Source organism: Pseudomonas sp. DR 5-09 (assembly GCF_001655595.1).
GTDB classification, from domain to species: Bacteria; Pseudomonadota; Gammaproteobacteria; order Pseudomonadales; family Pseudomonadaceae; genus Aquipseudomonas; species Aquipseudomonas pharyngis.
Genome location: NZ_CP011566.1, coordinates 2,404,921 through 2,427,762, shown reverse-complemented (window position 1 = coordinate 2,427,762; position 22,842 = coordinate 2,404,921). Strand labels below are relative to the sequence as shown.

Annotated in this window: 20 protein-coding genes; 13 read left to right on the top strand and 7 right to left on the bottom strand. The window is 62.7% G+C overall.

Annotation, left to right across the window (positions count from 1 at the left end):
* Positions 1-64 precede the first annotated feature (64 nt).
* The 7 genes from PDR5_RS10835 to PDR5_RS10805 all read right to left on the bottom strand — a co-directional run bounded on the left by PDR5_RS10835 (position 65) and on the right by PDR5_RS10805 (position 7,180).
* On the bottom strand, positions 65-649 hold the full coding sequence (locus tag PDR5_RS10835; RefSeq protein WP_064595250.1) for a hypothetical protein: 585 nt from the start codon (positions 647-649) through the stop codon (positions 65-67).
* Between the two features lie 83 nt (positions 650-732).
* Positions 733-912, bottom strand: a complete 180-nt coding sequence (locus tag PDR5_RS10830) for a hypothetical protein (RefSeq protein WP_039767781.1) — start codon at positions 910-912, stop codon at positions 733-735.
* Positions 913-923: 11 nt separating this feature from the next.
* Positions 924-1,166, bottom strand: coding sequence for a hypothetical protein (locus PDR5_RS10825; protein WP_064595248.1), 243 nt, complete (start codon positions 1,164-1,166; stop codon positions 924-926).
* An 87-nt stretch (positions 1,167-1,253) separates the two neighbouring features.
* The gene (locus tag PDR5_RS10820) at positions 1,254-2,321 is read right to left on the bottom strand and encodes a lipocalin-like domain-containing protein (protein WP_064595246.1); all 1,068 of its coding nucleotides are present in this window, start codon (positions 2,319-2,321) and stop codon (positions 1,254-1,256) included.
* Positions 2,311-4,782: an ABC transporter permease gene (locus tag PDR5_RS10815; protein ID WP_064595241.1), complete on the bottom strand. Its 2,472-nt coding sequence runs from the start codon at positions 4,780-4,782 to the stop codon at positions 2,311-2,313. Before PDR5_RS10815 ends, PDR5_RS10820 begins: the two co-directional genes overlap by 11 nt.
* Positions 4,779-5,432, bottom strand: coding sequence for an ABC transporter ATP-binding protein (locus PDR5_RS10810; RefSeq protein WP_064595239.1), 654 nt, complete (start codon positions 5,430-5,432; stop codon positions 4,779-4,781). Before PDR5_RS10810 ends, PDR5_RS10815 begins: the two co-directional genes overlap by 4 nt.
* Before the next feature lie 50 nt (positions 5,433-5,482).
* Positions 5,483-7,180 (bottom strand): sulfatase-like hydrolase/transferase, encoded by a 1,698-nt coding sequence (locus PDR5_RS10805; RefSeq protein ID WP_064595237.1) that lies wholly within the window; start codon positions 7,178-7,180, stop codon positions 5,483-5,485.
* Positions 7,181-7,562: 382 nt separating this feature from the next.
* Between PDR5_RS10805 and PDR5_RS10800 the strand changes: the two genes are divergently transcribed.
* The 13 genes from PDR5_RS10800 to PDR5_RS10740 are packed head-to-tail and all read left to right on the top strand — an operon-like array spanning position 7,563 to position 22,801.
* Complete coding sequence (locus tag PDR5_RS10800) at positions 7,563-8,915, top strand: UDP-glucose dehydrogenase family protein (protein ID WP_064595235.1); 1,353 nt, start codon at positions 7,563-7,565, stop codon at positions 8,913-8,915.
* Positions 8,912-9,949: an NAD-dependent epimerase gene (locus tag PDR5_RS10795; RefSeq protein ID WP_064595233.1), complete on the top strand. Its 1,038-nt coding sequence runs from the start codon at positions 8,912-8,914 to the stop codon at positions 9,947-9,949. Before PDR5_RS10800 ends, PDR5_RS10795 begins: the two co-directional genes overlap by 4 nt.
* 18 nt (positions 9,950-9,967) lie before the next feature.
* Entirely contained in the window at positions 9,968-10,714 is a 747-nt protein-coding gene (locus PDR5_RS10790) for a sugar transferase (RefSeq protein ID WP_039767766.1), read from the top strand.
* Positions 10,714-11,361, top strand: coding sequence for a CpsD/CapB family tyrosine-protein kinase (locus tag PDR5_RS10785; RefSeq protein WP_039767764.1), 648 nt, complete (start codon positions 10,714-10,716; stop codon positions 11,359-11,361). The genes PDR5_RS10790 and PDR5_RS10785 overlap by 1 nt, the downstream gene beginning before the upstream one ends.
* Positions 11,362-11,382: 21 nt before the next feature.
* A complete protein-coding gene (locus PDR5_RS10780) occupies positions 11,383-12,408 on the top strand; it encodes a polysaccharide biosynthesis/export family protein (protein WP_039767762.1) in 1,026 nt (341 codons plus the stop codon).
* Between the two features lie 16 nt (positions 12,409-12,424).
* Entirely contained in the window at positions 12,425-14,017 is a 1,593-nt protein-coding gene (locus PDR5_RS10775; protein ID WP_064595227.1) for a GumC family protein, read from the top strand.
* Between the two features lie 35 nt (positions 14,018-14,052).
* Complete coding sequence (locus tag PDR5_RS10770; RefSeq protein WP_172829523.1) at positions 14,053-15,105, top strand: glycosyltransferase family 4 protein; 1,053 nt, start codon at positions 14,053-14,055, stop codon at positions 15,103-15,105.
* On the top strand, positions 15,102-16,472 hold the full coding sequence (locus tag PDR5_RS10765; RefSeq protein ID WP_064595218.1) for an O-antigen ligase family protein: 1,371 nt from the start codon (positions 15,102-15,104) through the stop codon (positions 16,470-16,472). Before PDR5_RS10770 ends, PDR5_RS10765 begins: the two co-directional genes overlap by 4 nt.
* Positions 16,469-17,437, top strand: coding sequence for a glycosyltransferase (locus tag PDR5_RS10760; RefSeq protein ID WP_064595215.1), 969 nt, complete (start codon positions 16,469-16,471; stop codon positions 17,435-17,437). Before PDR5_RS10765 ends, PDR5_RS10760 begins: the two co-directional genes overlap by 4 nt.
* A complete protein-coding gene (locus PDR5_RS10755; protein ID WP_064595211.1) occupies positions 17,430-18,566 on the top strand; it encodes a glycosyltransferase in 1,137 nt (378 codons plus the stop codon). Before PDR5_RS10760 ends, PDR5_RS10755 begins: the two co-directional genes overlap by 8 nt.
* Before the next feature lie 13 nt (positions 18,567-18,579).
* On the top strand, positions 18,580-19,581 hold the full coding sequence (locus tag PDR5_RS10750) for a polysaccharide deacetylase family protein (protein ID WP_064595208.1): 1,002 nt from the start codon (positions 18,580-18,582) through the stop codon (positions 19,579-19,581).
* On the top strand, positions 19,578-20,885 hold the full coding sequence (locus tag PDR5_RS10745; RefSeq protein WP_064595205.1) for a lipopolysaccharide biosynthesis protein: 1,308 nt from the start codon (positions 19,578-19,580) through the stop codon (positions 20,883-20,885). The genes PDR5_RS10750 and PDR5_RS10745 overlap by 4 nt, the downstream gene beginning before the upstream one ends.
* The gene (locus PDR5_RS10740) at positions 20,882-22,801 is read left to right on the top strand and encodes a hypothetical protein (protein WP_064595202.1); all 1,920 of its coding nucleotides are present in this window, start codon (positions 20,882-20,884) and stop codon (positions 22,799-22,801) included. The genes PDR5_RS10745 and PDR5_RS10740 overlap by 4 nt, the downstream gene beginning before the upstream one ends.
* Positions 22,802-22,842: the final 41 nt, after the last annotated feature.

Here is a 22,842-nt window from a genome sequence, read left to right as displayed (position 1 = left end):
TACCTCATATGACTGTTCTCATACAATTACTTGTACAAGAACAGCCATTCTGTAGAGTCAATACTCAACTTTCATGCTGACTGGTCACTTTCAATACATCGGTGTAAGTGACCACGACGCTTTGCCCGACTTTCAAATCTTTCAGTTTGGCCTGAATCTCAGGCTTTTCGACGTTGAGGGTTTTCGACTGGCCCGAAGGGTTTTCCAGGGTGACCTGGTTTGTCGCCAAATCAATTTTGGTGATTTTCAACTGGACCTGAACCTGGCGGAAAGCCTCGCCACCGGGGTTGCTGCTGCCCACGGCGTTGCGCAGTTCACCGGTGCGCTCGGTGGAGCCAGGCAGACCTTTATCCACGTCGGTGTCCAGATAAGCGGCCACAGAGCGGGTCACTTCGATCTGTACCAGATCGCCCACTCTCAAATTACCGAGGTTTTTCGCCTTGTCGCTGAGCTGAATGTGCACCTGGCGACCTTCCGCGCCTTCCAGGACCACTTGATGATTGGCCGGGTCAACCGCCAGCACTTTGGTGGTGACCCGGTCGGCCTCGACAGCGGCCGACAGCGGTATATCGGCAGCCATCGCCGAAAGGCTGGCCGTAGAAAGGACGGTGGCAAGTGCTATGGCGTGCGTCAGTGCTTGGAGCTTCATAAGCGATACATTCCCTGTGATGGATGGCAGCATCCATCGCCAACGTGGTCAGCGACGGATGTGCCACTGAGCATAGACGCCCTTCAGGGTTTGTTCCGCGATCGTTGCGCGGTGTCCTGCGCGGTGGACTCGCCACTGGCGGTGCCTTTCCCGGAGCTCTGCCGCTGTTTGGGATCGGTGGGACGCAGTGCGTCGTTGTCGCGCTCGGTTTCACCCGGCGGACGAGGTTCGTCGGGGTGCTCGTTATCAGGGACAGTGTTCATTCCAGGCCTCCTCAGGCTTCGGGGTCGTCGAGTTCCCGCGTGACGTTCATGGCGGGCGAGTCCTTGTGCAGGTCATCGGCCTTGGCTCTGAGAATCTGCCACTGTTCAAGATCGATGGCACCTTGGCCGAGCAAATCGTCAGCAATGCGCTGCAGATCGAAGTAATGGGCATCCGGGGATTGTTGCCAGTACGTCTGATCGTCAAACATTTGCTGCCAGGTCGTCAGGTCTGGAGATTTCAGTTCCTCGCTCATGGATCGGATCCTCGGCCATGTTCCTCGGTAGAGGGGGCATCCTGGACAGAGTTCCAATCGATTCCTTCGCAGGCACGGTGCGCGGAATCAGTACCCGGTCATTTCCAGATAGCCCTGCCCGCCCCGATTGCCGCTCAGGCGCACCGGCCCTTCCCAATACGGAATGCGCAGGTTCATCCAGGCGTCGGGGTTGATTGCATCAAGGGTGATCTGCAGATTCCTCGTCGGGATCTCGATCGACCAACGCACCGGCATCGAACGGCCGGCGACCTTCGCAGTGCCTTGCGGGGTCAGCTTGATCTGCTCGGCGTGCAGGGTTTCGGTCTGGCCATCGGCGGCAATCCACGTGCCGGTCAGGTACGGCGCCCCTTTCTTCTGGCGCATGCGGTACAGCATGACGTGTTCGCCACCGTCCAGATGCAGGGAGAACCAGTCCCACCCTGTCTGGTTGGCGGTCAGCGGCTGGCTGCTCCATTCGCGGTCGAGCCAGGCCGGGCCGTTGACGGTGTAGGTCTGACCGTCGATCTGCAGGGTGCCGCTGGCCTGGAAAAACGGCTGGCTGTAGTAATACGACGCCTGGCCCTGTTCGGATTTCTGGCTGAAGCCCTTGTCGCCCTGCAGCACCAGCGGGCGGCTGGAGGTCAGGCGCAGCTGGTAGCTGAAGTTCTTGTCCCGGGCGCTGAGTTGCAGGTCGGCCAGCGGATCGCTCGCCTGACTGACGAAACGCCAGTCATCGATCCACGCCTCGAACGGCGCCGCACGCACCCCGGCCTGCCCGACGCCGCCACGGGCATAACGCTCGGCGGCGTGGTGGACGCTGGCCGAGGTCACTGCCGCGTGCCCGAGCCAGATCGTCTGGTTGGCCCAGCCCGGTTGCTGCGGCGAGGCGTTCAGGGCGCTGCGGAATAACGTCCACTGCACGCCGAAATCGTTGCCCTGCGCATCCTTGAGATTGGCCGTCACGTACCACCATTCGATGCGAAAGCCGTCATGGGCGCCGTGATCCGCCGGGAAGCTGAACACCCGCCCCGGCACCACCGGTGTAAACGCCTGCGCCTGAGCGCCCATGCCGGCGAAACCCTTCTGCTCCGCTGTGGGGTTGTCGCAACCACCGAGCAACAACGCCAAAAACACCAGCGCAAACCTAGTCCTCATGAGCAAACGTCCTCAGCAAGTCCGCCGGTTGCGTGCGGTACAGCGAATACAGCGGCCACGCCGAGGCCAGCAAGGTCGCCAGCAGCGCCAGCCCCATCAGTTGCAGCAACTGCCATGGAAACACCCGCAGCGGCAGACGCCAGCCAAAGGCCTGCACGTTGATCACCGCGTCCAGACACCACGCCAGACCGATGCCCAACGGCAAGGCCAGCACCAGCGTCAGCAGCGCCAACAGCCACGTTTGCCCGAGATTGAGCAGCATCAGCTGCCGCCGCGTCACACCCAGCGCCCACAACGGTGCAAGCTGGCCGAGGCGGCTCTGGCTCTGGGTCAGCAGGCTGATGAACAGCGCCACGCCGGCGACGGCCAACGTCAGGCTATTCAGCGCGGCGGTCGCGGCAAAGGTGCGTTCGAAGACTTGCACCGACCAGCCCTTGAGTCGCGCCTGATCGACGATCCGGCTGTCATCGAGCTGGAAGTGCGCCTGCAAGGCCGTGAGCAGCGCCGGGATCTTCGGCGGGTCGATGCGCAGGTTGAAGCGGTTCGGCGTCAGCTGCGGCCAACCGCGCAACAGGTGATTGCTGTTGACCAGCACATGGCCCTTGGGATTGCCGTAATCGGCGTAGATCCCGACGATACGCGGCGACCATGACCCGCCCGGCGTGGGGATCGTCAGGTGATCGCCCGGCGTCACTTTCAAGCGACGCGCCAGTTGTTCGCTGAGCATCACCGCATCGTCCTTGGCCAGCGCCGCCCACGGGTCATCACCCCGAGATTCGAGCAGCGGCCAGTGCTGGCGATAGTGCGGATGATCAATGATGCCGAACACGTCCGCCGGCCAGCCTTGCAGCGTCACCGAAACCTGCCAGTTGGGCATGATCGCGGTGACGCTCGGTTGCTGTTTGAGCCAGGTGGACAGCTCTCGCGCCTGCGCCGGGTTGCTCGGGTTCAGGTAGAGCTCGGCGGTGAGCCGTTGTTCGAGCCAGTCGTTGAAGGTCTGGCGGAAACCGGCGGTCATGCTGCCGGCGCCGATGTTCGCCGCCATCGCCAGCAGCAACGCCATCAACGCCAGGCTCAGCGCCGGCAATTGCTGGCGGCAGTCGGCGAGAAACCACTGCCCAAGCACCGAACGGCTGCGCCCGAGCAAACCGTTGAGCAGCGCACTGAGCAACACCGGCAACGCCAGCGCGGCGCCGAGCAACAGCCCCGCCATCAACACAAAACCGCTGGCGAGACTGTTGCCCCACACCAGCGCCGCCAAGGCAATCGACGCACACACGCCGGCCACCCAACCCTGACGCCGCAACCAGCGCGCATGTTGCTGATGCCAGGCCTGCGGATCCGCCACCGCCAATAACGGCAGACGCGCCGCTCGCAGCAGACTGTTAGCCCCGGCCAGCAACGCGCCGAGCAGGCTCAAACCGATGCCGCTGAACCACCACCACGAACTCAGACGCAACTGCCCCGCCACTTCCGCGCCGTACAGACCGCGCAGGCTGGCGGCGACGTCCGGCAACAGCACGCTCGCCAGCCAATAACCGCTGACCACGCCGAACAGCCCGCCGATCAACGCCAGTGCGCCGAGCTCGACGATCAGGCAAGCGATCAACATTCGCGCACTGACCCCGCAGGCCCTCAAGGTGCGCAGCAATCCCCGGCGTTGTTCAAGCGCCAGACCGATGGCCGCGTGGACGATGAACAAACCGACAATGAACGAGAGAAACCCGAGCGCATTGAGGTTGAGGTGGAAGCTTTCGGTCAGACGCGCAAGGTTGTTTTCCTCGCCACTGCTTTTGAGCTGCAACTGGCCTTTGAACGCGGCCGGGACGTCGGCGTGAAAATCCTTCGGCAGCAGCAGACGCGACAGTTGCTCGGGTTGTTCGAGCACGCGCTGAGCGGCGCCAATGTCCACCAGCAGCACGCCGGGGGCCATGTCGGTTTGCGCCCGCAGCGGCGGCAGCGTCTGGCCGGTTTCGCTGGCCGGGGTCGCGCCCTCGGCGAGGTTCAGCGCCCGCAAGGTCTCGGGAGAAATCCAGGTGCTGCCCGGGGGGGTGAAGAATTCGACGACGCGTTCAATCGGCATCGCCTGCCCGGCCACCGCGCTGTCACCGGGTAAAGACACCGGTTCGATGCCCATCAACTGCAGGCGCTGGTTTTCGTGGCCCTTGAGCATCAGGCGCCCTTGCAGCACCGGCGACACCGGCCAGCCCAGGCGCCGCAGGTCGACGAACCATTGTTGCGGAAAGGTCGCGCCGTTCGGCGTGCTGAGGCTGGCCTGAGGTTCGCCGCCGATCATTTGGCTGGCCCGCGCGTAACTGTCCCGCGCCTGACTGTTGAGGGCTTCGACTCCGGTCAACAGGCTGGTGGCCAGCCACAACCCGGTCAGCACGCTGAAAAACTGCACCGGATGGCGCCGCCAGTGACTGAGCAGCGCCATCAGCGCGTGGCGGAAAACCTTCATGTCAACCGACCGCTGGACAGCACCACGCGCTCCGCCAGCCGCGCCGCCACGCGCTGACTGTGGGTGACCATCAGCAAGGTGGTGGGTGTGTCGTCGAGCAATTCCAGCAACAGTCGCAGCACTTCGTCGCTGGTGGCTTCGTCGAGGCTGCCGGTGGGCTCGTCGGCCAGCAGCAGTTTCGGTTGCGCGGCCAGCGCCCGGCCGAGCGCGACCCGCTGTTGCTGGCCGCCGGAGAGTTGTTCGGGATAGCGCTTGAGCAATTCGCCCAGCCCCAGGCGCTGCACCAGATGATGCTGCCAGCGCGGGTCATGCCGCCCGGCGAGCCGCGCCTGAAACGCCAGGTTGTCCTCGATCCGCAGGCTGCCGATCAGGTTGTACTGCTGGAACACCAGACCGATTTCGGTGCGCCGCCAGTTGGCCAGTTGCGCCTCGTTCATCCGGTCGAGCCGATGTTCACCGCTGCTGATGCTGCCGCTGTCGACCTTGTCGAGCCCGGCGATCAGGTGCAGCAGCGTGCTCTTGCCGCTGCCCGACTCGCCCATCAGTGCCAGACTGCTGCCGGGCCTGAGCGTCAGGTCGATGCCTTGCAGCACCGGCAACGGGCCTTGCGGGGTGAGGTAGCTTTTGAAGACGTTTTGAACCTGGAGCATGCCGCCATCCGATCGATCCGTGTCGGCCAAGGATAGCGGATACCGACGCGTTACTGACCCACCGCCACACTCGTCGGCGCTTCACCCGGCGTCACGATGCTGTTCAGATCGATGTGCTTCCACTCGGGTTTGGCCCCCAGCCGCGCGTTGAAGCGGTAGTTGAAGGTGAATTCGTCCGCCGTCGCCACGCTCAACGGTTTGCCGTACACCGCTTCGATTCCCGGCAGGTCGTAGCCCATCAACTGCAACAGGGTCGGGAAGATGTTGTAGTGACTGGAGCGATCCTTGTTCGCCGCCAGTTGCGCCGACCAGTCGAGTGTCTGCAACTGATCGCCCTGAATCACTACCAGCGGCACCAGCCCTTCTTCCTCCACCGGGTCGCCGCCGCAGTGAGTGTTGAGCCCGGGATTGCCGCGTTCGTGCAAGTCCTGCCCGTGGTCGGACGTGTAGATCAGCAGCGCGTTGTTCAGATTGGCCTGGGCAAACACCCGCGAAAAAAACTCGCCGACATTCCACAGCACCGTGTTTTTGTAGGCATTGCGATACAGCACCCAGTCATCCGGCTGGCCGTTGAAGCCGGTGCGTTCACCGGTGTCGGCGACTTCCGTGAACTGCCCGCGGGGCAAGGTCGGGCGGTAGGCCATGAAGGCGTCCGGGTATTTGTCGTGTACCGGAAAATGCGCGCCGACCTTGTTGATCAGCACCAGCTGCGGTTTACCGTCGTTGAGCAGTTCGATCAGCTTGGCGGCGGCAGCCATGTCGCGGTCGCGCACGCTGGTCTGGTCGAATTGCACGAATTCGTCGATGTCCTTTTTCTCGGCATCGTTCATCAGGTTCTGCAGGTTGCCGCCGGTGCGCTGAGCGTCGATGTAGACCGTGCGCAGGCCGGCCTTTTTCGCGTACTGCCAGATCGACGGCAGCGTGCTGTTGATCCGCATGTAGTCGGCGCGGGTGCCACCGTAGCGCAGGGTGATGTTGGTGTCGGCGCTGCAATTGGCGATGGACGCCGCGTAGCCGTAATTGAAGATCTCGACGCCCGGACGGGCCTGCTTGAGGTTGCTGTGCACGCCGAACGGCGCGTTGATGTCCAGGTAATTGCCGGAAATGCTCTCGTCGATGATCAGCACGATATCGTGGCCGACCGCCGGGCCATTGCGCGCCAGGGTCACCGGCTCACGCGGACCGACGGTGTTGTGCAGCGCTTCGTAGCCGAACAGGTTCAGATAGGCCAGCGGCGTGTACATGATCGGCAACCCGCGCGCGCCCTCCCCGGCGCGCACGAACAGTACGGCGCTGAGCAGCAACACACCGCACAACGGCGCAGCGATCCGCAAGGCGTTGGGCACCGGGATCGTGTGCCGGGGCTTGAGACCGATCCCGAACAACAGCAGCAACCCGTTGAGCAGCCCGTGGATGATCGCCCCCCGGTACTGATACGCCGCTTCCTGGATGAAGCCGCCGGAGTACACCAATGAGACAAAACTGCTATAGGTCAGGTAATCGGCGGTGACCCTCGTGTAAACGTCGAAGAACACCGCCGAAACAAACAGGGTTAATGCGAACAAATGCCGAATGAAAGTCTGACGTATATAGGCTGTCAGTATTAATGCGAAAGTCAGCGTCAAAAACATCGCGCCAAAAAGAAGGACTGCCAGACCAATACCCATCGCATTTAAACGGTCAAGGTAATATTCGGAATAAAGCAATAGATAAATAATTAAAAGCAGTTCTTTCAGATATCGAAACATGGCAATTCCGGAGTGCGTCCGACGAGAGGTTGTCAAGGGTTTGTCGGTCAAAATCTGACACTAGCACCGGGCCATTAAAGCGCAAGAAATGTCGGTCATAATCAAAAAGCGTCAAAAAAACGTTGACTCAAATCTGACACACCCAAGTCGTTAAAACCCTTGAAATACGTGGCCTACGACCGTTTATCGTTTTCTTCGAACACGTCAAGAACGGGACAAATCCAGCTACAGCAAGCACTTGATGGCCTTTCGCCCCCAAAAATGGGGGTGTTATACCCTTGCAACATGTCATTTTGCTGACACGCTTTTCCCACGCTGCGCTATACCCCTTTTGACAGTTCCATTTTCAATCTTCCATCACCGTCTTACGAGGCACGCCAATATGGACGTGAGCGTATTTGGTACGGGCTATGTTGGCCTGATACAAGCAGCCGCACTTGCCGATGTCGGACATCGCGTATTGTGCGTCGATATTGACCCGAACAAGATTAAACAACTGCAACAGGCAGTACCGCCTATTAGCGAACCGGGTCTTTCGGCAACTTTGGAAGAAAACATCAAGGCCGGGCGTTTATTGTTCAGCACCCAGGCCAGCGATGCGGTGGAACACGCCGAACTGATCTTCATCGCCGTGGGTACGCCGGCCGACGAAGACGGCTCCGCCGACCTCAGCCATGTGCTCAACGTGGCGCGGCAGATCGCAAGCTTCATGGAAGACGATCGCACGTTGATCATCAAATCCACGGTGCCGGTCGGCACGGCCGATCAGGTGCTGCACACCGCCGAAGAAGAACTGCAACGGCGCGGCAAAAGCGCTCTGGCAGTGCGGGTGGTGTCCAACCCGGAATTTCTCAAGGAAGGCAGCGCCCTCGCCGACTGCATGCGGCCGGACCGGATCATCGTCGGCACCCGCGACGAACAGGCCCGCGAGCAGATGAGCGAGCTGTACGCGCCGTTCTGCCGCAACCACGAAAAACTGATGTTCATGGACAACCGCAGCGCCGAGCTGACCAAGTACGCGGCCAACGCGATGCTCGCCACCCGCATCAGCTTCATGAACGAGCTGGCCAACCTCACCGAACTGCTCGGCGCCGACATCGAAGCGGTGCGCAAGGGTATCGGCTCCGACCCACGCATCGGCTATCACTTCATCTACCCGGGCTGCGGCTTCGGTGGCTCGTGCTTTCCCAAGGACCTGCGCGCCCTGCTGCACACCGCCGAACACAACGGCATGCCATTGAAACTGCTGCGCAGCGTCACCGACGTCAATGACGCGCAACGGCACATTCTGTTCAGCAAACTCAGGGCGCAATTCCCTCAAGGCCTGGCTGGCAAGTCGATCGCGATCTGGGGCCTGGCGTTCAAGCCGAACACCGATGACATGCGCGAAGCCCCGAGCCGTTATCTGATGGAGGCGCTGTGGGCCGAAGGCGCCAGCGTGCAGGCCTACGATCCGGAAGCGATGTCCGAGTGCCGGCGCCTTTACGGTTACCGCAATGACCTGCACCTGTGCGCCACCCGCGACGACACCCTCGAGGATGCCGACGCACTGGTGATCTGCACCGAGTGGAAGAATTTCCGCGTGGTGGATTTCGAGCTGCTGGCCAGCAAGCTGCGCTCGAAAGTCATCATCGACGGCCGCAACCTCTACAACCCGGAACAAGTCGCAGCCGCCGGCCTGCACTACAGCGGCATCGGTCTGCGCCATATCGCGCCCGACGGATTGCGGCCATGAAAATCCTCGTCACCGGTGCGGCCGGGTTCATTGGTGCTCATTGCGTGCTGCGGCTGGTGCGCGACGGGCATCAGGTGATCGGCCTGGACAATTTCAACGGCTACTACGATCCGCAGCTCAAGCACGATCGGGTGGACTGGGTGCGCAAGCAGACTGGAGATTTCCAACTTGCCACGATTGATCTGGCCGACGCGTCGGCGCTGCAAGCACTGTTCAGCAGTGAACGACCACAAGTGGTGGTGCACCTCGCGGCGCAGGCCGGAGTGCGCTATTCGCTGGAAAATCCACGGGCCTATCTGCACAGCAACCTCGATGGTTTCCTCAACATCCTGGAGTGCTGCCGCCAGTACCCGGTCGAGCACCTTATCTACGCCTCGTCCAGTTCGGTGTACGGCGCCAACCAGCGCACACCGTATTCGGTGCAGGACGGCGTCAATCACCCGCTGTCGCTGTACGCCGCGACCAAGAAAGCCAATGAATTGATGGCCCACAGCTACAGCCATCTGTTCGGCATCCCTTGCACCGGGCTGCGCTTTTTCACGGTCTACGGGCCGTGGGGCCGGCCGGACATGTCGCCGATCCAGTTCGCCAAGGCCATCAGCGAAGGCTCGCCACTGAAGCTGTTCAACTACGGCGAGCATCAGCGCGATTTCACCTACATCGACGACATCATCGAAAGCATCGCACGCCTGATCGAGCGGGCACCCCGGGCCAATCCCGAGTGGAACCGCGAACAACCCGACCCGGCCAGCAGCATGGCCCCGTGGCGCTTGTTCAACATCGGCGGCCAGCACCCGGTGGCGCTGAAAACCTATCTCGCCCTGCTGGAAAAACACCTCGGCCAGAAAGCCGTGGTCGAGCTGCTGCCGCTGCAGCCGGGCGACGTACTCAATACCTGCGCCGAGGCCAGCGACCTGGCCCAGGCCACCGGGTTTCAGCCCCGGATAGAGCTGGATGAGGGACTGGGGCGGTTTGTCGCCTGGTTCCGCGATTACTACCCCACTGCCTATCGCCCACGCGCCGTTCGCGGCTGAACATCAGCGGAGGACTCCATGACTGGACTTGAGAAAGGTATACCGATCCAACAACTGGTGCGTGACAAACGCATGGATCCGGAACAGCGAATGCGCCTCGACGCGGCGATCCACCGCCAGGGCCAGGGCTGGATGACCGGTCGAGAAGGTGGCCGGCCGTGGCAACTATCGCGCACCAATAGGGTGGTCGCCTGTCTCGGCGCCCTGATGATTCTGCTGATGATTTCGCCGCTGCTGATCGGTCTGGCGCTGGCCATCAAGTTCACCAGCAAAGGCCCGGTAATGTTCGTGCAGAAACGCACCGGCTATCGCGGCCGCAAGTTCGGCATGTACAAGTTCCGGACCATGGTCGCCAATGCCGAAGAGCTCAAAGAGTCGCTGCGCCACCTGAACAAGCACGGTGCCGACGCCATCGACTTCAAGATCGACCAGGACCCGCGCATCACCGGGATTGGCGGCTTCCTGCGGCGCACCAGCCTCGACGAGCTGCCCAACCTGATCAACGTAGTGACCGGCGACATGCGCCTGGTCGGCCCTCGCCCGACCTCGTTCAACACCTACCGCTACAAGGACAGTCACCTCGCGCGTCTGGCGATCTACCCCGGCATGACCGGCCTGTGGCAGATCTCCGGACGCAGCAATATCGACTTCGACCAGCGCGTTGAGTTGGACCTCAGCTATATCGCCGAGCAGAGCCTACTGCTTGATCTGAAGATTCTGTTGAAAACCCCCTTCAAAGTATTCAGCGGCCACGGAGCAAGCTAATGGACGGTTCAACCAACAAAAGCCTGAGCATCGCCAGCCCCAGCGAGTCGAACCTGACCTCGACCGTGCTGGACCTGGATCTGCGGATCCTGTTCCTGACCGCCGCCAACCCCGGCGCCGGCACCACCACCAGCGCCCTGGCCATGGCCAGTCAACTGGCGCAGATGAGCAGCGGCCAGGTGTTGTACGTCGACGCCAGCCAGTCGGCGAGCAACCTGACCCAGCAACTGAACCTGAGCAAGGAGCGCGGCCTGCGCGACCTGTTGTTCAACCCGGACAACCCGCCGCTGTTGCAGGACTGCGTGGTGCAGGTGTCGAGCCTGCCATTCCATGTGCTGCCCAACGGCCGGCCGATCCGCACCCTGGAGCACCTGACCGCCGAGCGTCTGAGCCCGTTGCTCGATCAACTGGGCAGCCAGTACCGCTTTGTAGTGATCGACGGCGACGCGGTGTATTCGGCGGCCGACACGCTGGTCATCAGCACCCAGGTCGACGGCGTGGTGTTCGTGGTACGCGCCGAAGACACTCGCTGGGAAGTTGCCCAGGCGGCGGTGCAGCGCTTGACCCAGGCCGGGGCGAAAGTGGTCGGCAGCGTGTTCAACCGACGCAAGTACTACATGCCTAAATGGCTCTACAAAAACCTGTAAGCAACCGCAAAGGATGACGCCATGAACGCCAGGATTCTTGTGCTGCTGATGCTGCCGCTTGCAGGCTGCTCGAGCACCTCCGAAACCCAGAACATGCCGGTGAATATTCTCACCGCTACCCCGGCCAACGCCCAGGCCACCGACATGCCGAAGGTCGAGCAGACCCTGCGCCCGCAGGATGTGCTGGACGTGATCTTCCACATCAGCACCAGCGGCTCGGACGCTTATCGCGTGCAGTCGGGGGACCAGATCGGCCTTAACTTCACTGCTGCCAGCCAGCTCAATGGCAACCAGTTGGTGCTGCCGGACGGCACCATCGAACTGCCGGGCGCCAACACCTCGGTGAAAATCGCCGGGCTGACCAGCGAAGAAGCGCGCCAGGAAATCCAGCGCGCCTATCAACGCAAACAGTTGTTCCAGCCCAACCGCAATCAGTTGACGGTGCAGATCATCAGCCCGCTGACCAACGAGCAGAACCTGAAAAGCGCCCTCAACCACCCGGCCACCGGCATGAGCCGCGAGATCACCGTCGGCACCGACGGCTACGCGAGCTTCCCGGAAATCGGCGCGGTGCCGCTGCAAGGCATGACCGTGAACCAGCTCGAAGCCTTCCTCAACAAAAAGTACGCGCAACTGCCGGGCCGCATGACCGTGGACGTGCTGCTCAAGTCCACCGCCGGCAACGAAATCTATGTGCTGGGTGAAGTCGGCCAGCCGGGTTCCTACCCGATCCGCCGGCCGGTGTCGGTGCTTGAGGCGCTGACCCTGGCCCGCGGCACCAACGTCAAGGCGCGGCTCGATTCGGTGATGATCATGCGGCGCAACGGCAATCAGGTGCAGGCGGTGCGGTACGACGTCGAGAAAGCGTTGTCGGGCGAGGCGCCGCAAATCGCCTACCTGCAACCGGACGACATGCTGTATGTGCCGAAAACCAAACTGGCCAGCGCCGGCGAACTCGCCCGGCAACTGGCCGACGTGGTGCTGTTCCAGGGCGTGGGCTTCAGCTTCGGCTACCGCGTCGACAACAAAGACAGTGACAGCAACTGAAGCTCAGGTGACCGACATGAACCCAAAGGAAAACTACCTGCATGAGTTCTTCAGGATCTTCTTCGCCAACAAGCAACTGGTGAAACGGGTCTTCCTGATCTTCGCAGTGATCGCGCTGGTGCTGCCGCTGCTGCTCAAACAGAGCTTCGATATCACCGCTCAGGTGATCGTGCAGTCGAAAAAACTGTCGCAGGGCGACGCCACCACGTCGCTGACCGTGGACAACGCCACCTTCATCCCGCCATCGCTGGCGGACATGGAAACCGAGAGCAACATCCTGCGTTCGCCGGCGCTGATCCGTCAGACCATCAGCGAGTTGCGTGACAAGGGCGAATACACGCCTTCACCGGGCATGTTCAGCAAACTGGTGAGCGAGCCGTTCAAGCGCTACATCAGTTCGCCGCTGCGCCAGTACGTGATTAACCCCGTGCGCAACACCTTGGGGCTTGAGACCGATCCGGTGCGCGACACCGCGCTCGATGCGCTGACCCAGGATGCGATAGACAGCCTGAAAATCGAGACCCTGCCTGGTTCCAACGTGATCTCGATCATCTACAGCTTCCCCGATCCGCATCAAGGCACGACCTTCGTCTCTGCCCTGCTGCAAAACTATCTGGTGAGCCGTCAGGCGCTGCAATCGATCGACCTGCCGCAATCGTTCTACGAAACCAAGAAACACCTGTATCAGGTGCGTCTCGATGGATTGGAAGGCAATCGCCAGGCGTTGCTGGAAAGTGTCGGCGCGTCGGATCCGAAGGAGGAAATCACCTTCCGCCTCAACGCGATCAACACCGAAGAGCAGGCGCTGAACCTGTATCGCGACCGCCTGCTGCAAAGCCAGCGCTGGCTCGAGTACCTGAAGACCGCGCTGGCCGCCGCCAGTAACAGCAAACTCAACGACTACACCTTCCCCTACACCTTCACCACCACGGTCGACAACGTGGCGTTCGAGGATCGGGAAATCAAACAGATGGGCGAGCAACTGACCACCCAGGTCAGCCGTTACATGAACGATCTGGCGGTGTTCCAGCCGGGCAGCGAACCGATGTTGCTGACCCGCGAGCAGATTGCCCGCACCCGCCAGCAGTTTCTCAAGGTGGTGAGCAACCGTATCCAGGAACGCACCAACGATCTGGCGGTGGTCCAGCAGGTGATCGATCAGAAAACCGCGCGCATCTCCGAGTTCAAGAACCGTATCCACGAGCTGCAGCAAACCCAGAGCAAGCTGCGGCAGATGGACACCGAGATCGATGCCCTGCACGCCGCGTTCTCGACCTACGCCCAGCGTTTTGCCGAAAGCAGCACCACCCGTTCGCTGAGCGATGACCTGTCCAACGCCCGGGTGTTGAGCCCGCCGTTCGAACCGACCGAACCGGCGTTCCCCAAGCCGATGCTGATCATTCCGTTCGGGCTGTTCACCGGTCTGTTGCTGGCGATTGCACTGGTCTACGTGCGTGAGTTCTTCGATCACCGCTTCAAACACCCGGCGCAAATCAGCCACGAGCTGGGCCTGCCGGTGCTGCTGGTGATCAACGACCAGAACGCGCAGCCGAGCAACCCGCACAAGAACTGGACCGTGCCGAGCTTTGTGCACTGGGTGCGCAATTGAACACGTCCCCTACCCAGAACGCCGCCCTGCCGATCATGCATTTGCTCAGCAGCGGCGGCTTCTACGGGGCCGAGCGGATGTTGCTCGATCATTGCCTGGCGACACCGGGGCAGCACCAGGTGCTGTTCCTCGATGCGCCGCCGGAACTGATCGCGCGCTTTCGCGAGGCTGGCGTCGACGCACAAGGCTGCGCAGGGCTCGCTGCCCTGCTGCGGCACCTGCGTCAGCGCCGGAGCGAACGTCCGTTGATCAACACGCACAATTTCAAAGGGCTGTTGTTCGGTTGGGTCGGCGCCACGCTGTTGCGCCTGCCGCTGGTCATCACCCAACACGGCTTCACCCCGCGCAGCCGCAAGCAGAAGTTCTACACCTGGCTGAGCCTGCAACTGTGCCGCACGGCGTCGGTGGATCGGGTGGTGTGTGTCGCCGAAAGCATCGCGGTGCTGCACCGTCAGGCCAGCGTACGCCCGGAAAAATTGCAGGTGATCCCCAACGGATTGCCGGCAGCGGCCGCCCTGCCTTGCGATGCCCCAGGACCACGCTGGCTCGCCGGTTACGTCGGGCGTTTGAGCAGTGAGAAAGGCCCGGATCTGTTTCTCGACGCGCTGATCCCGCTATGTCACCAGCACCCGCAACTCGACGCGGTGATGCTCGGCGACGGCCCGGAACGCGAAGACTTGCAATCGCGGATCGACGCCGCCGGTTTGCAGCAGCGCATCCGCCTGCCGGGTTACCAGACCGACATGCGCCCCTGGTGGCAGCAACTGGATGCGCTGGTGATCAGCTCGCGCACCGAAGGCACGCCGATGATTCTGCTGGAAGCGATGCAAGCCGGGGTGCCGGTGGTGGCGTTCGGCGTCGGCGGAATTCCCGACGTGCTGGAGCATCGCCACAACGGTTTGCTTGCGGCCCCCACCGACAGCGCCGCCCTCGCCCGCCAGCTCGACACGTTGCTGTCCGAGCCTGGCCTCGCGCGGCAACTGCGCGACAACGCAAAACGCACGCAACAGGACCGCTACGACCTCAAGGCCCTGGCCGAACGCTGGTCGCAGCTGTACATCCGCACGGCACGGGAGGCACGCGCATGATTTTCCCGCTCTCGATCGTCAGTCTGCTGGGGCTGGCCTGCATCGCTCTGCTGGCCAGTCCCTGGCCCTATCTGGCGCCAGGCGCAGTCATCGGCCTGGTCGGATTCGCAGTGCTGTACCGCAAACCGACCTGGGGCCTGCTCGGTATCGCCGCCCTGGTGCCGTTCGAGGGTTTCTTCAAGGACAGTTCACTGTCGGGCAGCAAGCTGATCGGCGCTTCGCTGGCGGTGATCCTGATGCTGCAACTGGCGATGCACCAGATTCCCTCGGATCGCCTGCGCAGCAATATCTGGCGCTTCCTGATCGCCTTCATGGTTCTGTACTTTCTGAGCCTGCTCAACACCGATGACATGGGCATGTCGCTCGGTCATCTGCGGGAAATCAGCGTTGGCCTGATTCTGTTTGTCATCACCCTGCTGATCGGCCGCGAGTTGAACCTCGACCTGTTCGCCCGGCTGGTGACCCTGGCCGTCAGCACGACCTGCGCCATGGCCATGTTCTCCACCAAATTCCAGGATCAGGGCCGCGCCGCCGGCCTGCTCGAAGACCCCAACGCTTTCGCCCTGCTCATCGCCTTCGCCATTCCGCTGGGGCTGCTGCTGGTGATCCGCAGCCCGAACCTGTTGCATCGCCTGTTCTGGGGCGGTTGCTGCCTGCTGTTGCTCGGCGGCATGACCAAGACCGAATCGCGCTCCGGGCTGGTGGTGCTGGCCTTGAGTCTGGTGATCGGTTGCTGGCACTACCGCGCGCAACTGGCGCGGATTCGCCCGCGTCATCTGGGGTTTGCCATGCTCGGCGCGGCGATCGTGATTCCGCTGGCGATCTACGCGATGCCCGCCGGTTACATTGCGCGCATCCAGTCCCTCAGCGTGTTGAGCGCCGGCGCCAAGGGCCACAACGACGAATCCCTCGGTCGCCGTGCCTCGTACATCGTGGTCGGTGGCCAGATGATCCGCGAGAACCCGCTGCTCGGTTCCGGCCCCGGCACCTTTCCGCTGCACTACGCCACCACCGGCTACGCCAAGGCGTTTTCCGCCAACCGCAAGATCGGCGACCTGTATCGCCGGGCGCATAACACCTACCTGGAAATCTTCAGTGAGCTGGGGGTTCCTGCCGGCCTGATGTTCGTCGGCATGCTCGCGCTGGGTCTGTACAACCTGATGCGGGCGCGCAAGGCGTGGATGTTGCGGCGTGACTGGCAACAGGCGGATCTGATGACCCATCTGGGGGTGAGTTTTCTGTCGCTGACGCTGTTCCTGATGTTCCTCAGCGCGCCGAATCAGAAATACGTGTGGATCATGCTCGCCATGACCAGCGTCTTGCGCCTCAAAGCCGAGCAGGCACCGCTGACGGAGAGCAGGACATGAGCCGGATCAGTATCGTCATTCCGATGTACAACGAGGCCCGGCACATTGGCCGCACCTTGCTGGCCGCGCAAAAAGCGGCGCACGCGGCGGATGTCGAGTGTGAACTGATTGTCGTCGACAACGGATCGAGTGACGAAGGGCCGCAGATCGCCCGGCAGTTCGGCGCCCACGTACTGGTGATGCCAGGCCTGCTGATCGGCGCGTTGCGCAATCGTGGCACCGCCATCGCCACCGGGGAATGGCTGGCGTTCATCGATGCCGACATCGAAATGCCGGAAGACTGGCTACGCCCATTGTTCGACATCGAAGCCAGTGGCCAGGCCGATGTCTTCGGTCTCGACCTGCACACTCCCGCCGCCGCACCGTGGTACGCCACTGCATGGCAGCGCCGCACCTTGCGCCCGACCACGCACACCAGCCATGTCGTCGACTGGCTGCCCAGTGCCAACCTGCTGATGCGCCGGCGCTGGTTCGACAAGGTCGGCGGTTTCAACGAAACCCTGCGCACCGGCGAAGACAAGGAATTCACCCTGCGCCTGCGCGAACACGGCGCGCGGCTGCTCTCGATCAATGAAAGCGTGGCCCTGCACTGGGGTTACGAAATGAACTGGCGCGAGTGGATGGGCAAGGAACTGTGGCGTCAGGGCAGCCACCTGCAACTGCTGCGCAGTCACGGTTTCAGCCTGCGCCTGTTGCGGTTTCCGATGCTGTCGATCCTGGTCTGGATTCTCGATTTCCTGGCGATCTCCGCGCTGCTCGACGGCTTTCCCCATCACGCCGTGATCATGGTGATGCTGACGCTGGTGCCGGGGCTGGTGCTCAGCGTGCGCCAGAGCGCCAAGCACCACAACGTCTGCCTGACCCTGCAACTGTGGGGCCTGCACTGGCTGCGCCTGCACCTGGCGGGCGCCGCGTTCATTCTCAGTCTGTGTCATTGGAACGCCAGGAGGCCTGCCCGTGGCTGAATTCATTTTCTGGATGTGCCTGCTGCTGCCGGCCTACGCCTATGTCGGCTACCCGCTGCTGCTGACGCTGCTCGCGCCGCTGTTTCCGGCGTGGCGCCATAGCCCGGCACCGCCGCTGAACGTCAGCATCGTCATCGCCGCCCACAACGAGGCGCGGCACATCGAACACAAGCTGCGCTCGCTGCTGTCCCAGGATTATCAGCCGGCGACCCTGCAAATCATTCTGGCCAGCGACGGTTCCACTGACGACACCGTGGCCTGTGCGCACAAGGTTGTCGACCCGCGAATCACCGTGCTCGACCTGCCCCGCCAGGGCAAGGCCGCCACGCTGAATGCCGGCGCGGCGCTGGCTACGGGCGACATTCTGGTGTTCACCGACGCTGACAACCAATGGTCGCGGGAAACCCTCGGCTACCTGCTGGCGCCCCTGAGCGATTCGCAGGTCGGCGCCTGCGCCGGGCACATGGTGATTCCGGTCACCGGTGGCGGACTGAGCATCGGCGACAGCCTTTATCGGCACTACGAAGGCTGGTTGCGTCGGGTCGAGAACCGTACCGGCTGCATGGTCTCCGCCGACGGCGCCCTGCTCGCCCTGCGCCGCGAACTGTTCGAGAACGTGCCGGCCGAGGTCAACGACGACTTCTTCATCAGCACCTGTGCGCCAGTGAAATTCAAACGCATCGTCTACGTGCCCGAAGCGCAAGTGATCGACCACGGCGTGGACGAAGCCGACAAGCAATTCCGCCGGCGCCAGCGGGTCACCGTCGGCGGCCTGCAAAGCCTGGCGCAACGCAGCGAGCTGCTCAATCCGTTCAAGCATGGGCTGTATTCGATTGCGCTGATCAGCCACAAGTTGATCCGGCGCCTGGCGCCGATCCTGTTGCTGCCGCTGCTGCTGAGCAATTTCTGGCTGTGGCAAGAGCACGGTTTCTATCGCCTGAGCCTGATCGCGCAAGTGGTCGGCTATGCCATCGCGATTGCCGGCCTGCTGGATTCGCAACACCGCTTGCCCAAGCCGTTCCGCCTTGCGGCGTTCCTGCTGGTGACACTGGCGGGCATGAGCATCGGCCTGTGGCAGTTTCTTCGCGGCCAGCGTTATGCCCAGTGGAACCCTGACCAAAACCGTTGAGAGGGATCGAGCCATGGCGATCAAGCAACTGATTAAACGCACCAGCGGCTGGCTCTATCTCAACTCGTCCGTGGGGCGCAACCAGCTGCACGGCGCCGGCGTGATCCTGATGCTCCACCGGGTGCTGTCCAACGACCGCGCCGCCGACCTGCCGCACCGCAACGAACTGTGCGTCGGGCCCAAGGCCTTCGAACACTTGCTGGTGTGGTTGCGCAAGCATTTCGATTGCGTGCCGCTGATGGAGATCCTGCAACCCAATGCCTTGCGCACCGAGCGTCCGCAAGTGGCATTGACCTTCGACGACGGCTGGCGCGACAACGCCGCCAACGCCTTCCCGCTGCTGCAGAAACATCAGGTGCCGGCGAGCATTTTTCTCTCCACCGATTTCATCGGCAGCCGCCAGCGCTTCTGGTGGGAAAGCATCGGCGAAACCCTGTGGGGCAGTCATGGTGAAAAATCCCGCACGCACCTGATCGAATGCCTGCGTGCCGCCGGCCAGCCGTTGCCAGTGCTGCTGGACGACATTGATGTGGATCGCCGCAGTCTGACCCTGTTGCATTATCTGCAAAGCCTCAAGGCGCTCGATCCGAAGAGACTCGAACGCCTGACCGACGAGTGTCCGCAGGAGTCGTTGCCACAAGCGCTGGACTGGCATCAGGTGCGGGCGATGGAAGCGTCGGGGCTGGTGCGTTTCGGCCCCCACGGCGCCAGTCACGCCATCCTCACCGGCCTTGACGATGTGCGCCTGAGCGAAGAAATCAGCCGCAGCCGCGATGCCCTGCTCAATGGCTGCAACCGGCCGCTGCCGGTGTATTGCTACCCCAACGGCGACAACGACGAGCGGGTGCGCGAACAGATCGCCCATCACGATTACCCGTTCGCCCTCGGTACCGGCAGCGGCATCTATCGCGGCACCGGCGATCCGCTGAACCTGCCGCGATTCGGAGTCAGTCAGCGTACCGCGCGCAATCCGCAACTGCTGTCGTGGCGGATCTACCGTGGAGCGCGGCCATGAGCCGAGGCAACTACCTCAAACACCTGGCGCTGAGCATGGGCACCAAACTGGCGATGATCGCCCTGCGCCTGCTGAGGAATGTGCTGCTGGCGCGGATTCTCGGCCCCAGCGAACGGGGCCTGTTCGCCCTGCTCAGCACTCTGCCGGACCTGATCAGCGCGGCCACCAGCGGCGGCCTTAATTCGGCGGTCGGTTATCAGGCGGCCAAGCAACGGCCGATGGGTTTGTTACTCGCGCAGGTGCTGGTGTTCGGTTGTCTGCTGGCGGGTCTGCTGACCTTGTTGGTTGTGGCACTGGTGCGCGAGTTCGGCAGTGAACTGGACGTGACGATGCAGCTCGGTCTGCTGGCGTGGCTGTTGCTGCTGGCGGTGCCGTTGACCGTGCTCAAAAGCGGCCTGCTGACCTTACACAATGCGTCCGGCGGCGTGGTCGCGTTCAATGCCTTGCGACTGGTGGAATCCCTGGCGCCGCTGTTGCTGTTTCTCGCGCTGTTCTGGATGTGGAAAGAAGCGGCCCTGGAAGCGGCGCTGATCAGTTGGCTGGCCGGCATCAGTCTGGTGGTGCTGGCCGGTTGGGTCTGGCTCAAACGCGCGCAGCCGTTGCAACTGCAATGGGATCGCGCCAGCCAGAACGAACTGCTGCGCTTCAGTGCCCGCAGCCACCCGGACCTGCTGTTCCAGCAAGTGATCCTGCGTTCCGATTACCTGTTCATCGGCGCCCTGCTCGGCAGCACCGCCCTCGGGCATTACGCGATGGCCAGCGCCGCCGCCGAATTGCTGCTGATCGTTCCGGAAGCGGTGACCACACCGCTGATGAAACGCCTGCTGCAACAGGACGAAGGCATGGACAAGGTCACCCCGCTGGCGCTGCGCCTGACCGCCACGGTGATGCTCGGCGCCTGCCTGACCATGGCCGTGATCGGCGAATGGCTGATCGTCACCCTGTTCGGCGTCGCCTACCAACCGGCGTATCCGGCGCTGCTGGCGTTACTGCCGGGGCTGCTGGGCCTGTGTTACGCGAGCATCCTGCGCCTCGACCTGATCGGCAAGAACCGTCCCGGCACGGTGTCGTTGATGATGGGGCTTGGCGCGCTGCTCAACCTTGCGCTGAATCTGCTGCTGATTCCGGCCTACGGCATCGTCGGCGCGGCGGCGGCTTCGTCGATTGCCTATCTGGCGGTGACCGTGGCGATGCTGGTGTTGTACTGCCGGCTGAGCGGCGTGGCGTTCTGGCAAACCCTGATCATTCTGCCCAGCGACCTCACGCCGATGTGGCTGATGTTGCAGCGTCGGAAGGCAGCATGAAAGGCCTGGCCCTGCTGCTCGGTCTCGGCCTGTCGCTGGACGCCTTCGCGGCGTCTATGCGTTGGGGCGACATTCGCGACGGCAGTCTGTACCTGCAAGCGGATCGCCCCGACACGGTGACCGTGCGCTGGGCGCCGGCGTGGCAGGCGGAGGCCAACGAAGAGCACATTTACCTGCTCGACGGCCGGGGCCAATTGCAGGGCGAGCGCTTCATCAAGGCCAGTGAAACCCGTGGCAGCCAGAGCTGGCCGTTGGCGCCGGGCGCCGCGAGTTATCAGCTGGAGATCCCCGGCTACAGCTTCCGCAGTTACCGGGTCGAACACGACGAAACCACCGTGGCGCTGTTTGCCCCGGCCAAGGTGCATTTCAGTGCAGAAACCCGTAATGGCGATGAACTGTATTTCAAGGTCGCCGCCGGTGAGCACGCGATATTGGCGGGCAAGTTTCACGGCGGGGTCAGCGCCCTGCAAGCGCAGCGGGTCGGCGATGGACAGCCTCTGACATTGGCGCTCAAACCCTATCGCGCCTATTGGCAGTTCGATCAGCTCGCGCTGCCCGTCAGTCAGCGCGAGCAGGTCTGGCGCCTGCGTTTGCAAGGCAGCGGCAAAGCGGCGTTCTGGCTCGACGGCACGGCCAATCTGTTCGCGCAGAATCCGCAACAGCTCAAACCGCTGCGTGAAGACGACGGCCAGACGCGCCTGACCCTGCACGACAAAGTCCTCGGCCGCACCCCGGACCTGGGCATCGCCCTGCCCTACGTGATGCCGCCGCCCGCCAGTCATCCGGTGCTCGATGCACTGAAACCGACGGCCGCCAGTTACTACACGTTCGTCGACGTGACGGCAAAAAATCCGCACTTCGAAGATGCGTTTCGTCAGGTCTATCAGGACCGGTTCGGCATTCGTCAGGACATCACCTTGCTTGCCGGCAGTCAGCGTCAGGCCGATCTGCGCGCCGACGTGCAAAGCAACAACGGCCTCGACGCCTGGCTCGCCAGCACCCGGGCGCTGGGCGGCAAAGGCACGCACTACATCGGGTTCGCCGACGAGCCCAACCTGAATTATTCGAGCTACGAGCAATACCGTTCGATCTTCACCAGCATGGCCCGGCAGGTGCGCAGCGATCCGGCCAATGCCAAGGCCGGCGTGCGCATTGCAATGCCGGCCAGCTCGCGATTGGTCAACGGCCCGTTCGCCGACAACGCGGCGAACAAGCGTGGCATCGACTGGGCGCGACGCCTGCTGAGCGAATCCGCCGATCAGGTCGATGCGCTGGCCTGGCACGAATGGATGATTCGCGACCTGCTCGCCACCCGCGTGTACCGCGACAGCGTGCGCCGCGCGGCGGATCTGGTTGGCTTCGATGCCAAGGGCCAGCCGCGCAAGGCCTTGCTGCTGGATCAGACCAACCTGTCCAGCGGCTCGAGCCTGAGCCCCTACGATCAGGAAACCCATTTCACCTCGCTGTGGTGGGCCTCGGTGGTGATCAACGCCTCCCAGGACGGTTTGCTGACCATGCTCAACTGGTTTCAGGCCGCCGATGAGCCGCAATACCCCAAAGGCATGTTGCGGGTGCTGGGCGATGACCGCTTCGAGTTGAAACCGGTGGGCCTGGCCCAGCAGTTCATCCAGCAGCACTGGCTGCACAACGTGCTGTGGCTGGAGAACGATGCGTTCGAAGTCGATGTGCTGGCGATGGCCGGCGACGATCAGCGCGGGCTGCTCGGCGTGAACAAGGGCACGCGTTTGCAGCATGTCGACCTCGCGGGCGCGAAATGCCCGTTGAACAACGGCGCGCTGCGCTACTTCGGCGCCGACAACCGCAGCCGCGACGCACCATTTCGCTGCCAGGACGGCCGCGTGCGCTTCGAACTGCCAGGACAGACCCTGTTTGCCCTGAGCTGGAGCGCCTCATGACCGCCCCGTTGATGTCCGGCCGCGCTGGCCTGTGCCGCGCG

Excerpts from the sequence above, each read along its gene's own strand:
- PDR5_RS10835 (WP_064595250.1), bottom strand. The coding sequence starts at position 649 with ATGAAGCTCCAAGCACTGACGCACGCCATAGCACTTGCCACCGTCCTT.
- PDR5_RS10830 (WP_039767781.1), bottom strand. The coding sequence starts at position 912 with ATGAACACTGTCCCTGATAACGAGCACCCCGACGAACCTCGTCCGCCG.
- PDR5_RS10825 (WP_064595248.1), bottom strand. The coding sequence starts at position 1,166 with ATGAGCGAGGAACTGAAATCTCCAGACCTGACGACCTGGCAGCAAATG.
- PDR5_RS10820 (WP_064595246.1), bottom strand. The coding sequence starts at position 2,321 with ATGAGGACTAGGTTTGCGCTGGTGTTTTTGGCGTTGTTGCTCGGTGGT.
- PDR5_RS10815 (WP_064595241.1), bottom strand. The coding sequence starts at position 4,782 with ATGAAGGTTTTCCGCCACGCGCTGATGGCGCTGCTCAGTCACTGGCGG.
- PDR5_RS10810 (WP_064595239.1), bottom strand. The coding sequence starts at position 5,432 with ATGCTCCAGGTTCAAAACGTCTTCAAAAGCTACCTCACCCCGCAAGGC.
- PDR5_RS10805 (WP_064595237.1), bottom strand. The coding sequence starts at position 7,180 with ATGTTTCGATATCTGAAAGAACTGCTTTTAATTATTTATCTATTGCTT.
- PDR5_RS10800 (WP_064595235.1), top strand. The coding sequence starts at position 7,563 with ATGGACGTGAGCGTATTTGGTACGGGCTATGTTGGCCTGATACAAGCA.
- PDR5_RS10795 (WP_064595233.1), top strand. The coding sequence starts at position 8,912 with ATGAAAATCCTCGTCACCGGTGCGGCCGGGTTCATTGGTGCTCATTGC.
- PDR5_RS10790 (WP_039767766.1), top strand. The coding sequence starts at position 9,968 with ATGACTGGACTTGAGAAAGGTATACCGATCCAACAACTGGTGCGTGAC.
- PDR5_RS10785 (WP_039767764.1), top strand. The coding sequence starts at position 10,714 with ATGGACGGTTCAACCAACAAAAGCCTGAGCATCGCCAGCCCCAGCGAG.
- PDR5_RS10780 (WP_039767762.1), top strand. The coding sequence starts at position 11,383 with ATGAACGCCAGGATTCTTGTGCTGCTGATGCTGCCGCTTGCAGGCTGC.
- PDR5_RS10775 (WP_064595227.1), top strand. The coding sequence starts at position 12,425 with ATGAACCCAAAGGAAAACTACCTGCATGAGTTCTTCAGGATCTTCTTC.
- PDR5_RS10770 (WP_172829523.1), top strand. The coding sequence starts at position 14,053 with ATGCATTTGCTCAGCAGCGGCGGCTTCTACGGGGCCGAGCGGATGTTG.
- PDR5_RS10765 (WP_064595218.1), top strand. The coding sequence starts at position 15,102 with ATGATTTTCCCGCTCTCGATCGTCAGTCTGCTGGGGCTGGCCTGCATC.
- PDR5_RS10760 (WP_064595215.1), top strand. The coding sequence starts at position 16,469 with ATGAGCCGGATCAGTATCGTCATTCCGATGTACAACGAGGCCCGGCAC.
- PDR5_RS10750 (WP_064595208.1), top strand. The coding sequence starts at position 18,580 with ATGGCGATCAAGCAACTGATTAAACGCACCAGCGGCTGGCTCTATCTC.
- PDR5_RS10745 (WP_064595205.1), top strand. The coding sequence starts at position 19,578 with ATGAGCCGAGGCAACTACCTCAAACACCTGGCGCTGAGCATGGGCACC.
- PDR5_RS10740 (WP_064595202.1), top strand. The coding sequence starts at position 20,882 with ATGAAAGGCCTGGCCCTGCTGCTCGGTCTCGGCCTGTCGCTGGACGCC.